This window comes from Caulobacter sp. SL161 (assembly GCF_026672375.1).
Lineage (GTDB): Bacteria > Pseudomonadota > Alphaproteobacteria > Caulobacterales > Caulobacteraceae > Caulobacter.
This window is the reverse complement of sequence record NZ_JAPPRA010000001.1, coordinates 1,661,026-1,674,064: the sequence shown is the minus strand read 5'-3', so window position 1 is coordinate 1,674,064 and position 13,039 is coordinate 1,661,026. Positions and strand designations below refer to the sequence as shown.

8 protein-coding genes are annotated in these 13,039 nt (G+C 66.8%); 4 read left to right on the top strand and 4 right to left on the bottom strand.

Features of this window, described 5'->3' with window-relative positions; genetic code table 11:
• Nucleotides 1-14: 14 nt before the first annotated feature.
• The 3 genes from OVA11_RS08095 to OVA11_RS08085 form a co-directional block, all read right to left on the bottom strand.
• Nucleotides 15-1,325 (bottom strand): HlyD family type I secretion periplasmic adaptor subunit, encoded by a 1,311-nt coding sequence (locus tag OVA11_RS08095; protein ID WP_268066953.1) that lies wholly within the window; start codon nucleotides 1,323-1,325, stop codon nucleotides 15-17.
• 62 nt (nucleotides 1,326-1,387) lie between these two features.
• Nucleotides 1,388-3,118, bottom strand: a complete 1,731-nt coding sequence (locus OVA11_RS08090) for a type I secretion system permease/ATPase (protein WP_268066952.1) — start codon at nucleotides 3,116-3,118, stop codon at nucleotides 1,388-1,390.
• Nucleotides 3,119-3,364: 246 nt separating this feature from the next.
• Nucleotides 3,365-6,622, bottom strand: coding sequence for a beta strand repeat-containing protein (locus OVA11_RS08085; protein ID WP_268066951.1), 3,258 nt, complete (start codon nucleotides 6,620-6,622; stop codon nucleotides 3,365-3,367).
• A 262-nt stretch (nucleotides 6,623-6,884) separates the two neighbouring features.
• On the opposite strand from OVA11_RS08085, the gene OVA11_RS08080 reads away from it, so the two are divergent.
• The 4 genes from OVA11_RS08080 to OVA11_RS08065 all read left to right on the top strand — a co-directional run bounded on the left by OVA11_RS08080 (nucleotide 6,885) and on the right by OVA11_RS08065 (nucleotide 11,512).
• Nucleotides 6,885-7,184: a helix-turn-helix domain-containing protein gene (locus OVA11_RS08080; RefSeq protein WP_010918890.1), complete on the top strand. Its 300-nt coding sequence runs from the start codon at nucleotides 6,885-6,887 to the stop codon at nucleotides 7,182-7,184.
• A gap of 82 nt (nucleotides 7,185-7,266) precedes the next feature.
• Complete coding sequence (locus OVA11_RS08075) at nucleotides 7,267-8,793, top strand: hypothetical protein (protein WP_268066950.1); 1,527 nt, start codon at nucleotides 7,267-7,269, stop codon at nucleotides 8,791-8,793.
• Nucleotides 8,794-8,878: 85 nt separating this feature from the next.
• Nucleotides 8,879-10,198 (top strand): FkbM family methyltransferase, encoded by a 1,320-nt coding sequence (locus tag OVA11_RS08070; RefSeq protein WP_268066949.1) that lies wholly within the window; start codon nucleotides 8,879-8,881, stop codon nucleotides 10,196-10,198.
• A 9-nt stretch (nucleotides 10,199-10,207) separates the two neighbouring features.
• A complete protein-coding gene (locus OVA11_RS08065; protein WP_268066948.1) occupies nucleotides 10,208-11,512 on the top strand; it encodes a glycosyltransferase family 4 protein in 1,305 nt (434 codons plus the stop codon).
• A gap of 13 nt (nucleotides 11,513-11,525) precedes the next feature.
• Here the strand turns inward: OVA11_RS08065 and OVA11_RS08060 are convergent, their stop codons facing one another.
• The gene (locus tag OVA11_RS08060) at nucleotides 11,526-13,025 is read right to left on the bottom strand and encodes a tryptophan halogenase family protein (RefSeq protein WP_268066947.1); all 1,500 of its coding nucleotides are present in this window, start codon (nucleotides 13,023-13,025) and stop codon (nucleotides 11,526-11,528) included.
• Between the last annotated feature and the right edge of the window lie 14 nt (nucleotides 13,026-13,039).

Below are 13,039 nucleotides of genomic sequence, written 5' to 3'. Positions count from 1 at the left end.
TTGAAACCTTTGACTTACTCCTCGCGCATCGTGGTGCGCAGGGTGTCTCGCAGCGGCGAGAACAGGTACTGCAGCACGGTGCGCTCGCCCGTCGGGACAATCACCTGAGCCGGCATGCCGGCGGTGACCTTGGCGCGCAGGTGCGGCGGCAGTTGCTTGACGTCCACGCGCACGATCCCGAGGAAGTAGTCGGTCTTGTTCTGCGGGTCCGAGAGACGGTCGCGCGACAACGACTCGATCTTGCCGTTCAGGATCGGGATCTCCCGCGAGTGGAAGGCCGGCAGACGCACCTCGGTGACCATACCCGGAAGGACATTATCCACGTCGGTCGGCTGGAAGTGCGCCTGGATCACGAAGGCCTCGTCGTCAGGCGCGATATCGATCAGCGGCTCGGCGGCGCGAACCACGGCCCCCTCGGTGAAGAAGCGCAGATTCTGAGCCGTGCCATTGACCGGCGACACCACGCGGATGCGCTTCTGGGTGTCGGAGGCCACGACCTCTTTCTCGGTCACCTCCGCCAGACGGACGCGGGTCTCGGTGATGCTCTGACTGACCTGCTCGAAGAACTCCTGTTTGATCTGACGAACCTTCAGCTGGGTGTCAGACGCGCCCTGAACGGCCTTGGAGCGGTCGGCCGTCAGCCGGCCGATGGCCCCTGAAAGCGAGGCCTGTTCACGCTCCAGCGCCAGCAGTCGCGGCCGCGGCACCAGACCCTTGTCATAGAGCTTGCGCAGGTCGTTCAGCTCGTCCTCGATGAAGCCAAGCTGGTCCTTCAGACCCTGGGTCTGGCGGTCGATGCCTTCGATCTCGCTCTGGAACTGCTCGCGCTGCCCGTTCATCAGGGCGATCTGGCCCATGATCGTCTGGCGGCGCTCTCTGAACTGGCCTTCTTCATCGGCGATCGCGCGCGCGACCATCGGGTCGCTCCGCATGCTGGTCAGCTCGGAGGGGAAGGCGATCGTCGCGCGCTGATCGCGCTCGGCCAGCAACCGGGCCTCCATAGCCTTCAGCGCGACATATTGGTTGCGCGTGATGCCGGCGGCGGCGTTGGCCTGGGTCGGGTCCAGCTCGAACAGCACCTGGCCGGCCTTCACCTTGTCGCCTTCGCGCACGAGGATCTTGCTGAGGATGCCGCCCTCCAGGTGCTGGATCGTCCGCCGGTTGCCCTCGGCCGAGACGACACCGTTGGCGATCACCGCGCTGTCGAGCGGGGCGAAAGCGGCCCAGCCGAGCAGGCCGACGAAGGTCATGGCGATGATCGCGTAGCCGATCTGGGCGACGCGTTTGTAGTTATCCGTCGGACGCTGGATCTTGGGGGGCTTCATTCTGACTCAAGCCTGAAGGGCGCGTTGAACAACGGCCGAGAAAAGGGACGACGGGCGATGCGTCACTGAACGCGCTGTACGGGCGCGGGCGGCGGGGTCTGCTGCGGCGGCGCGGCGCCCGTCAGCTTAGCCATCATCACGTCGCGCTCGCCAAAGTCGCTGATCACGCCCTGGTTGATGACCATGATGTAGTCGGCCATGCCCAGCAGGTTCACCTTGTGGGTGGCGAACACCACAGTGCGCTTGGCCGCCTTCAGGCGGCTCATCGCCTCCATCAGGGCGACTTCGCCCACCTGATCGAGGCTGGCGTTCGGCTCGTCCAGCACCAGCAGCGCCGGCATGCGGAACACCGCGCGGGCCAGGGCCAGACGCTGGCGCTGACCGCCGGACAGCGAGGCGCCGCCCTCGCCGATCGCCGTGTCATAGCCCATCGGCAACGCCTGGATCATCTCGTGGACACCCGCCAGGGTCGCCGCATCGATGACTTCCTGCGACTCGTACTCGGTAAAGCGGGCGATGTTCTGGGCGACAGTGCCGGAGAACAGTTCGATGTCCTGCGGCAGGTAGCCGATGTGGCGGCCCAGCTTCTCGGGATCCCATTGCTTGATGTCGTAGCCGTCCAGACGGATCACGCCCGCCGCACAGGGCCAGACACCGACGATACCGCGCAGCAGCGACGACTTGCCCGCCGCGCTGGGGCCGACGATCGCGACGGACGTGCCCGCGTCGATGCGGAAGCTGGCCTGACGCATGGTCGGCGCCTGGGCGCCGGGCGGAAGGATCGACGCGGCTTCGGCCGAGAGCACGCCGCGCGGATCGGGCAGCGGCATGTGGTCGTCAGCGCTCTTCTCCTCGCGCAGCATGGTCTGCAGGCGGTCCCACGAGCCGCGCGCGCCGATGAAGCCCTTCCACTGACCCACCGCGCCCTCGATCGGAGCCAGGGCGCGGCCGACCAGGATCGAGCCGGCGATCATCGCGCCGGCCGAGATCTTGCCGTCGATGGCCAGATAGGCCCCGCCGCCCAGGATCAGGGTCTGGACGATGTTGCGGAACACCTTGATGCCCGACATCACCGCGCCGCCGGCGTCGCTGGCGGCGGCCTGCCAGGCCACCTGCTCGTCGCGCCGCACGCGCCAGCGCGCCTGCAGCCCGCCCCACATGCCCATGGCCTTCATGACCTCGGCGTTGCGCAGGGTCGAACCGGCGTCGTTCTGGGCCGCGATCGACGCCATGGTCGCCATTTGCAGGGGATTCTTGGTGGCGTTGTCGTTCATCACGGCCAGGCCGAAGATGATGAAGCAGCTGATGATCGCCAGGATGCCGAAGAAGGGATGCAGCATCCACGACACGATCACGAACACCGGCGTCCAGGGCGCGTCGCAGAAGGCGATCAGGCCGCTGGTCATGAAGTCGCGAACCTGGTCCATGTCGCGGAACGCCTGGTTGCCGGGACCGCGACGGCTGAGGGTCGAGTCGAGCACCGACCTGAAGATCGGATCACGGGCCACGCCGTCGAACTTCAGCCCCCCGCGCACCAGCACCTGGGTGCGCAGCGCTTCCAGCAGGCCATAGACCAGAAACAGGAAGACGCAGATGACCGTCAGCACAACCAGGGTCGAGACGTTGCGGCTGGACAGCACGCGGTCATAGACCTGCAGCATGTAAAGCGGGCTGACCAGGGCCAGGATGTTGATAAAAAAGCTGAAGACCATGGCGGTGATCACCGCCGGCTTCGCGACCAGAACAGCCTGATCGAGGATGGTCGGCTTGGCGCCAGTGCGGGTGAAGAACATTTCGAGCCTTCAGGACGCCGCACCATCGGGCGGCGGAGTACAGTAACAACTGAGGTTGCGTCTCGACCACGAAAATGTGGCGAAAAATGAGCGGTCCTCGCCTGGCTGCTAGAGCACAGGCCGCGAGGCTTCGCAAGCGCCCTCGCCCGTCGGGATTCCAGACATGACAAACGCCGCCCTGGCAAGCCAGGACGGCGTCGATCAATCCGGTCGCCGGCCGCCCGAGGGCGGCCGGCTTCTGAATTATTAGAGGGTCAGAACGTTCGAAGCCGAGTTCGTCGCGGTCGACAGGTCGACCAGGCCGTTCAGCTTCACAACGATGTCGGTGGCGACCGTGAAGGTCGCGCCGGCGGTGTTGTCGTTCACGACGTAGGTGTTACCACCGTACTGGAACCACGTGATGATGCCGTTGGCGTTACCAGCGCCAGCAGCGGCCAGGTCGAGCGCGGCCGAGAAGTTCGCGGCGGCGTCAACGTTGACCTTCGTCGACGTGAAGGTTTCCGTACCCGTGTTCACGAACGTGATGCTGTCGCCAGCGGCCAGGTCCATGATCGTGGTGTAGGCGGCGGCCGTGGCCGTGCCGTACGTGCCGGCGACGCCGAGGACGGCGGCGACGTTCACGTTGTCCTTGCCAGCGCCCGTGGTGACCACGTTCGTTTGGGCAGCGGCCAGCGTGATGACGTCAGCGCCCGAACCCGTCTTCAGGGTCAGACCCGCCGTCACGGCGTTCACGTTCGCGGTGCTGATCGTCACGGCGCCGGTGGCGGCCGAGGCGTCAATCAGGCTGACGCCCGTGGTGGCGCCGACGGTGCCGAAGGCGGTGTCGAAGCTGACTTGGGTCGCTTGCGAACCCGTGATCGTCAGGGTCTTGGCGCCCGCGTCGTTCAGAGCGATCTGGTTCTTGGTGAAGCCAGAAGCCGCGCCCGAAACGATCTTCACGTCTTCGACGCCGGCGATACGCAGGATACCCGCGTTGATCGTGGTCGGAGCCGTAGCCGTGCTGGTCGCAGCGCCGGTGGCGGCGAACGTCACGGTGTAGGCGTCAGCCGCACCGGTCGCGTCCGAGAACGCCAGGGTGGCGTCGTTGGCCGCGGCGGCGCCCGTGACGGTCGTGCCTTGAGCCAGCTTCACGTTCGCGTACTGGCCAACGCCCGTACCGGCGTTGATTTCCAGACCCGTGACGGTCGAACCGGTCAGCAGAGCGACGTCGAAGGTCGAGTTGCCGGTGTTCGACAGGTTCACGACTTCGAAGTTCTTGAACATCGAAGCGTTACCGGCCGTGACCAGAGCCGAAGCAATGGCGTCCGAACCGTCGCCGCCGTCGATGACCGTGGTCGTCGAGGTGGTGACCGAACCGCCGGCGCCCAGCAGCAGACGGTCGTTGCCGCCGCCCAGGACGATCGAAGCGCCCGTAGCAACAGCGCCCACGATGGTGACGCTGTCGACAGCGGCGCCGCCGGCGTAAGCCGTCTTGGCCGTGCCCGAAGCGTCGATCGAGATCGTCGAAGCGCCGGTGGCGCCCGTCGTGTCGACCTTCGTCAGGGTGTTCTTCAGAGCCGCACCGCTCAGGTCAGCGGTCAGACCGCCGGCGCCCGTGACGGTCACGGTCTTCAGAGCCGCCGTGTTGGCGTTCGAAGCGTTCAGGGTCAGCAGCTTGGAACCCGAGACGGTCAGAGCCGTCAGGCCGGAGTCAACGAACTCGACCGTCGAAGCGGCCGTGGCGTTGATGTTCAGGCTGGTGATCTCGTTGTTCGTGTCGGTCACCTTGCTGGTGCCGCCAGCGGCGACCAGGGTCAGCGACTTCGACGTCGTCGCGTTGGCGACGTTGGCCGTGATGGCGACGCCGGTGGCGCCGTTGACGGTCAGCGAGGTCAGGGCGTTCGAGTTGATCGTCGCGGCGGTGCCGTTGGTGATCGACACCGACGAGATCACGCCGGCCTTGGTGTTGTCGGCCGAGTTGACGTCCGTGATGGTCACGGCGCCGGCGGTGACGCCGATCTTACCGTCGGTGCCGGTGCTGTCGACCTTGGTCACGTTGGCGTCTTGCGACACGGTGACCGACTTGGTCGCCGCGGTGCCGGTGATGCCGATGGCGCCCAGGGTCACGGTGAAGTTGGTCGCGTCGGTCGAAGCAGCCGTCGACTGAGCCGAGGTGATGCCGGCCGATTGCGTGACCGACACCGCAGTGCCGCCCTTGGTCGTGATGGTGCCCAGCGTCAGGTTGGCGCCGTCGGCGTAACCGCCGCTGGTGGCCTTCACGGTGATGTCGCCGGTCGAAGCGGTGGTGGTGCCAACCGCGATCGTGCCGGTGGTGCCGCCCGTGGTGGTGACCGAGACGGCCGAACCGCCTTGGACCGACACGTTCTGAGCGACAACCTTCGAAGCCGTCAGAGCCACACCCGTGCTGGTGGCGGCGGTAACCGCAGAAGCACCGGCCGGAGCGGCCAGAGAGATGTTGGCTTGCGTCAGGCCGGTCCAGGCCGAAACGTCCAGAGCGCCGCCGTTCAGACCCGTCACCGAGGTGAAGTTCAGGGTTTCGACGTTCTTGACGGTCAGAGCCGACGGATCCAGGTCCGTAGCAGCGCCGGCGTTCGACAGGTTCAGGACGTCGGCGCCCAGGCCGCCATCGATCGAGTCAAGCAGGTTGACGGTCGAGCTGTTGGCGACGGCGGTGGCCGTACCGTTGAAGGTGTCGTTGTTGACGGTGCCGACGAAGGTGTCGATGCCGACGGTCAGGTTGTAGACCGTGCCAACGGTGCCGGTCGACGGATAGGCGGTGATGATGTTCACGCCAGCCGCGTTGTCGGTCGACAGCGTGCCGTCCGACAGGTCGGTCACCATCGCGGTCGTAGCGGCGTAGTAGCCACCCAGACCAGCTTGCGTGCCGGCGTTCAGGATCGTGCCGATCAGAGCGGCCTTGACGGCCAGATCGATGTCGGCGGCGGCCGTCAGCGTGGTGTTCGCCTTCACGAAGGCGGTCAGGTACGCGATGTTCTCGGCGCGGCTCAGGTAAGCCACCGCGGCCGAGACGTCGATGCCAGCGGCCTTGGCGACCGAGTTGCCGATGATCTTGTCATAGGCGGTGGCGACGGTCTGGGCGTACGAGACGTCCTTGTACGACGCGGCGAAAGCGGCGGCGCCTTCACCCGAGCCGGTGGCCAGGTTGATCGAGAAGTTGATGAACCGGTTTTCTTGGTTCGTCAGCGTGCCGTAGATGCCGGTCGCGTCGTTCAGGTCGTTGGTGTTGGTGGTCGAGTCGACCAGGTAGTCCAGACCAGCGGCCGACGGGGCGCGGTTGGTGAAGAACTGGTAGGTCTGGATGGCGACAGCCGTCGTGCTGTTAACCAGCTTCAGGGTGTTGGCCAGAGCAGCGGCGTCGGTCAGGCCGCCGGTTTGCGATTGAGTCGCGTACGCGTCGAGCGTCAGCTGAGTGGCGGCGTCAGGCGCCTTACCGAGGTTAGCGTTGGTGTACGCAGTCACCAACTGGGCCGTCGTATAGGCCATGAGGATTGTCTCCCAAAAAAAATCCCACACCCCCTGCGACCGAGTGGCGCGCATGGGAGCAGCGATGGCTATAGAGCAAACGTCATACGTCGACAATAGCCGAATTTCAGGAGTACAGCATTTTTCTAACCGGTACAGCAAATTCCTATATAGCGTTCCTTGTACCCCCCGCCGAAAAGCGCTATATATAAAGACTGTTCACCTGGCGGACGAGTGAGCGCGCGCGCGCGCTCCTGCCCCGGTCAAAGCGCGAGGCTTTATAATGTATGGTAACCCGCAACGCCGCAGCGCCTCGGAGGTGCAAGACCTCCGCCGCGAAGGTGGCCGCTGGCTGAAGGAAATGCGCGAGGCCGCCGGCCTGTCGCAACGCCAGCTGGCCGCCAAGGTCGGCGCCGACTATTACACCTTCATCTCCCAGCTGGAGACGGGTCGCGGCCGCATTCCGCCGGACCGTTACCGCGACTGGGCCAAGGCCCTGGAGGTCTCGGAGAAGACGTTCGTGCGCGAACTGCTCCGCTTCTATGACCCCATCACCTACGAGATCCTGTTCAGCGAAGACTAGTTCGGTTATCGTGTCGTCTGCTAGCGTGTTCGGGCCGACGGGGGGTCGGCTTTACACCTAGGCTTGGGGAAGCTTCCGCCGTATGGCCGCACAGGTCCTGTCGTTCTTTCAGCGCTCGCCGCGCTACGCGCCGCAACCGGCGGACTGGAGCCAGCAGGAGCTGGCCGAGTTCTACCGCGTCGAGAGCGCCCTGATCCGCGCGGGCATCCGCGTCGGCACGGATCGCGGCCTGAGCGACGAGAACGAACCCTGGTTCGTGTTCTACCGGGCGGACGACGGCGAGGTGGTGATCCACTTCGCGCGGATCGACGGCGAGTATCTGATCGCCGGCCCCGCCTATGAAGAGATTGCGCGCGGCTTCGACTTCACCAGCCTGGTGCGCAACCTCGTCGCCCGCCATCCGCTGATCCGCCGCTCGGACAGCGGCAGCAACCTGTCGGTTCACCCCGCAGCCCTGCTGGTGGCCGTGGTCGGCACCGCCTTCTTCAAGACCGGCGAGGCGCGCGCCGCCGAGACCGGCCAGAGCAATGCGACCTCGGGCCACAACCGCCCCGTCCTGCTCAGCAGCAGCTCGAACGCCAGCCTGACGACCGGTGTCGCGCCGGTCGGCTTCCAGCAGCCCGCCTATGCCTCGGTGCAACTGCCGGCCAATGAGGCGGTGCTGGTTCTGGCCGCCGCCCTGCTGGCCTCTGACTTCCGTGTGGACGCCGCGAGCCTGGACCCGGCCGTACGCTCGGGTCTGACCGCCGCCGCCGCGGCGCTCGACTTCAGCGACGCCTCGGCCATGCCGGCCGGCATGGGTGGTCTTGGCGGCGGGGCCAGCGCGCCTCCCCCGCCGACTCAGACCGTCGACAACACGCCGGTTCACGCGGTGAGCTCGGTGCTGTCGCTGGTCGCGCTGCTGTCGACCATGCCTTCGAACGACCCCCAGCCTGCCGACGCGGTGCTGGGCGTCGTGACCCCCGCCCGAGCAGACGCGGTTCACGTCGCGCCGGTCAGCGCCGATGCGAGCTGGGCGCTGGATGTCCGGATCGGCTTCAGCCTGTCTGGTCTGCCGACCATTGACGCCGTCCAGCTGGTGCGCGGCCTGGTGGGCGACGGCTCCGCGCAGAAGATCTCGGTGATCGAGGTCAGCGAGCTTCCCAACGTCCTGGCCGAGATCGTCGCCAAGAGCACGCACTACACTGTCGTGCCCACGCCGAGCGACGCTGCCGACGCCGTGGTGACGCCGGTGGTGGTTACGCCGCCGACCGCGCCGACACCGATAGAAGGCGGAACCTCGGCCGAGCCGGTGACGGGCGAGATCACGCCGCCCAAGCCGGTAGAGCCTGCGACGCCCGCGCCCGCGCCCGCGCCCGCGCCCGCGCCCGCCCCCGTCTATGCCTCGATCGACATGGTCAAGGCCTTCATCGACTACTTCATCGCCCATACCGGCGAGATCGAGGTGATGAAGAAGGACGCGCACATCGTGATGTTCGACGCCCGTGTGCTGCATGACGTCGGCCGGATCTCGCAGCTGGAAAGCGTGACCTACGATTTCGCCGACGGCAGCTCGATCAGCCTGGTCGGCGATCATTCGTCGTTTCTGCATCTCGTGAATCTGATCTAGACGGAGCGGTAGGGGCCGCTTCGCCCTGCTGTTGCGTGATCGGTGAGCGCCCTCCCCTTGCGGATGGCGTTCAGGGAGGAACGACTTGAGGCCTGCACGTCTGGATCTGGCGATCAGCGCCGCCCTGCGCACCACCGCCTCGCCCGCACCGGAGCCCGAGCCCGTTTCCGCGCCCGCCGCGCCGCAAGGCCCGCCGCCGCGTCGTCGCTTCGGTCTGGCCCGACGCCTGCTTGCGCCCGTGCTGGCGCCGGTAGCGAACTATGCGCGTCGCTATCTGCAGGCCACCGTCGAGCACGAACTGCGCCAGGCCCAGGGCCAGATCCAGGCGCTGTCGGCCGACCTCCAGGCGGCGCATGTCCGGATCGATCACAATCGCGAACTCCTTCATCTGGTGCTGCAGCAACAGCAGGCCTCGGCGCTCGCCCTGCAGGCCATGGCGGGACAGTTGACGCGCATCGAAGGCCACAGCGCCCGCGGCGAAGATCACGGAATCCGGATCGAGGGCCTCGGCCACAGGCTGGAGAGCGGCATCGCCGGCGTCAGGGGCGACATCGCCGGGATACCCGGCGTGTTCGGCCCCCGCTTTGACGAGCTGGAGATCAAGCAGCGGCCGCTCATCGCCTATGACGACGAGTCGATGGCCATCCGCATGCGCGACGGCTATGTGCTGGCGCCGCGCAACCTGCCGACCTTTGTGACGATGCTGGCCAACGCCACCAGCCGGGGCCTCGAGCCCGGCACCGGCGATGTGCTGCGTCGCCTGATCCAGCCGGGCATGGTGGTGGCGGACGTCGGCGCCAATATCGGCCTGCTGACGCTGGTGATGGCCTGGGCGACGGGGCCCGGCGGTCGCGTCATCGCCTTCGAGCCCGAGGCCATCCCGCGTTCGAACCTCGAAAAGATGAAGCATCTCAATGGCCTGTCGTGGGTCGAGGTGCGCGATCAGGCGGTGGGCGAGCGCGCGGGGCGCCTGACCTTCCACGTCAGCGACATTATCGGCCATAGCTCGCTCTATGCGCTGCCCGACGCCGAAGAGGCCCGCACGGTCGAGGTCGAGGTCGTGCGCCTGGACGACGTGGCGCCGGCCAAGCGCCTGGACGTGGTCAAGATCGATGTCGAGGGCGCGGAACTGGACGTCCTGGCCGGTATGAAGGGCGTGATCGCCAAGAATCCGGATCTGGCGATCATCGCCGAGTTCGGACCCGAGCACCTGGCGCGGGTCGGCCAGACGCCTGTGCAGTGGTTCAAGGCCTTCGGCGACGCGGGCTTCAAGGCCTACATGATCGACGAGACCACCGGCGCCTGTACGACGACCAACGCCAAGGCCGCCGCCAAGGTCGTCTCGGCCAATATCGCCTTCGTGCGCGCCGGCGGCGACGCCGAGAAGCGCCTGCTGGGCCGCTAGGATTCGCCGATGAAGATCTGCTGGGTGACGCCCTTCGTCCTGCGCTCGTCCATCGGCCGCGTCAGCGCCGAGGTCGCCAAGCAACTGGCCGCGCGCGGCCACCAGGTCGAGATCCTGCGCTGCGAGGACCAGAACGATCCGGCCGAGCCGCTGCACCCGACCGCCCTGCCCGTTCATCACTGGCGGGCCTATGATCTGGGCCGGCTGAGGGCCGAGTTCGACGTGGTGGTCGTCAATATCGGCGACAACTATCCCTTCCACGCCGGCGTCTTCGCGATCCTGGACGCCGCCCCGTGCCTGGGGATCTTCCACGACTTCTACATCTACAACCTGTTCTCGGGCTGGCTGTACTACAACGGCCTGGACTACCGCCGTCATGACGCCGAGATCGTGGCGACCTATGGCCCCGCCGCCCAGCCGCACGCGGTGGCCGTGCGATCGGGCCAGATGCTGGATATGGGCGAGATCGCCCAGCATCTGCCGATGACCGAATGGCTGGCCGGCCGCTGCGAAGCCGCCCTGGCGCACGCCCGCTTCTATGCGCCGAAGCTGGAGGCCGCCTGCGCCGGGCCGGTGGCCGTGACGCCGCTGTGTTGTCCCGATCGCGCGACCCCTCCGGGTCCGCCAAAAGCCAAGTCGCAACTGACCCTCACCACGGTCGGGGTGATGAACCCCAACAAGCGCGTGGCCGATGTCATCCAGGCCCTGGGGGGTTCTGAGGCGCTGAAGGGCTGCATCTATCGCCTCGTCGGACCGATCTCCGACGAGGAGCGCGCGCGCCTGGAGGCCCTGGCCGCCGAGGTGGGCTTTGCGAACCTGGTGATCGACGGCGCCGTGGACGACGAGACCCTCGACCGCCGCCTCGACGAGGCCGACATCATGATCGCCCTGCGAAAGCCGGTGCTGGAGGGCGCCTCGGGCTCGGCCTGCGAAGGCATGCTCAGCGGCCGTCCGACCGTGGTGGCCCGCGCCGGCTTCTACGGCGAACTGCCCGACGAGCTTGTCTTCAAGGTGGATGGCGAGATCGTGGTCGAGGCGCTGCGCGTGACCCTGGAACGCCTGGTGGCGGACGCCCCCCTTCGTCTCAAGACCGGCCAGGCCGCCCGCGCCTGGGCGCTCGAAAACCTCAACGCCGCGCGCTACGCCGAAGCGGTGGAGGCCTTGGCCAAGGTCCAGATCACCAGCCGTCCGCTGCTGGCGGTGGGTCGTCGCATCGGCGGCGAGTTGAGCGCCATGGGCCTGGTCGAGGCAGACCCCGCCGCCGCACGGATCGGCGCCACCCTGCAAAGGCTGTTCGCGCCGCTTCCCCAGTAGGAACGCGGCCGCCTCAGGCGCTCTTGCTGACCGCCGGCGCGCAGTAATGGTCGAGGAACGCCTGGTGCTGCGGCAGGCGCGACACCGTGCCGGCGATATTGCGCTTCAGGTCGTCCAGCGCCTGCTTCAGCTGCTGAGGCGGCATCATCCGGCCCATGTGGTGATAGGTCCTGGGCATGATCCGCTGCCCCAGCATCACCTGTAGCCAGGAGTCGACCTGGAACAACTCGCCCGGGGCCTGGAAGACATGGCCGCTCTCCTGGAACAGCGCGATGCGGTGGGCCAGGCTGTCGGGAATGTCCATGGTCCGCACCTGATCCCAGAACGCACTGTCGGTCCGCTCGGTGACCTTGTAGTGCAGGATGATGAAGTCGCGGATCTTCTCCAGCTCGTCATCGGCCTGGCGATTGTAGCGATCGATCGTCGCCTGGCTGATCCCACCGAACGGAAACAGCTGCATCAGCCGCGACACGCCGATCATGATCAGATGGATCGAGGTCGATTCCAGGGGTTCGACGAAGCCGCTGGACAGACCCAGCGCGACAACGTTCTTGTCCCAGGTCTTGCGACGGCGGCCCGTGCGATAGCGGATCAGGCGCGGCGGGATCAGGGTCTCGCCCTCGATCTCGCTCGTCAGCATCGTCATCGCCTCATCGTCCGACATGTGGTCGCTGCAGTAGACGAGCCCGTTGCCCACGCGATGTTGCAGGGGGATCTTCCAGCGCCAGCCGGCGCGGTGGGCGATGGCGCGGGTATAGGGGACCGCCGGCTCGGTCGAGCGGGTCTGGACCGCCAGCGCGCTGTTGGTCGGCAGCCAGTGGCTCCAGTCCTCGTAACCCGCCTTCAGGGTCTGCTCGATCAGGAGACCCCTGAACCCGGTGCAGTCGATGAAGAGATCCCCCTCGACCACCTGCCCCGATTCCATGACCAGCGCGTCGACGAAGCCATCCGTCTCCCGCTGGCGGACGCTGGCGATCTTGCCTTCGACGCGACGCACGCCGTCGGCCTCGGCCATGCGGCGCAGGAACTGGCCATAGAGGCCGGCGTCCAGATGATAGGCGTAGTTCAGCGGACCGTTCTCGCCCGTGTAGAAGCGCTGCGCCTCGGCCGCCTTCAGTTCCAGGCAGTAGTCGCCGAGGTCGCCGCCAAAGCCATGGGCCACAGCCTGCAGCCAGAAGTGATGGAAGCCGCCCATCCAGGTGGATTTGCCGACCTGGCCGAACGAGTGGATGTAGCGATCATCGACCTCGCCCCAGTTCTCGAACGAGATGCCGAGCTTGAAGGTCGCCTGGGTGGCGCGCATGAACTCGGCCTCGTCGATGCCGAGCAGGGCGTTGAAGGTGCGCGCCGTGGGAATGGTCGACTCCCCCACCCCGACCGTGCCGATGTCCTCGGACTCCACCAGGGTGATATCGAGCAGCGAGCCCAGCTGACGGCCCAGCGCCGCAGCGGCCATCCAGCCCGCAGTTCCGCCGCCAGCGATCACAACCTTGCGGATCGTTTGGGGTTGCATGATCTCCCCTCCCC

Bases quoted from the DNA above. Each gene is read 5' to 3' on its own strand.
- OVA11_RS08095 (WP_268066953.1), bottom strand. From the start codon at position 1,325: ATGAAGCCCCCCAAGATCCAGCGTCCGACGGATAACTACAAACGCGTC.
- OVA11_RS08090 (WP_268066952.1), bottom strand. From the start codon at position 3,118: ATGTTCTTCACCCGCACTGGCGCCAAGCCGACCATCCTCGATCAGGCT.
- OVA11_RS08085 (WP_268066951.1), bottom strand. From the start codon at position 6,622: ATGGCCTATACGACGGCCCAGTTGGTGACTGCGTACACCAACGCTAAC.
- OVA11_RS08080 (WP_010918890.1), top strand. From the start codon at position 6,885: ATGTATGGTAACCCGCAACGCCGCAGCGCCTCGGAGGTGCAAGACCTC.
- OVA11_RS08075 (WP_268066950.1), top strand. From the start codon at position 7,267: ATGGCCGCACAGGTCCTGTCGTTCTTTCAGCGCTCGCCGCGCTACGCG.
- OVA11_RS08065 (WP_268066948.1), top strand. From the start codon at position 10,208: ATGAAGATCTGCTGGGTGACGCCCTTCGTCCTGCGCTCGTCCATCGGC.
- OVA11_RS08060 (WP_268066947.1), bottom strand. From the start codon at position 13,025: ATGCAACCCCAAACGATCCGCAAGGTTGTGATCGCTGGCGGCGGAACT.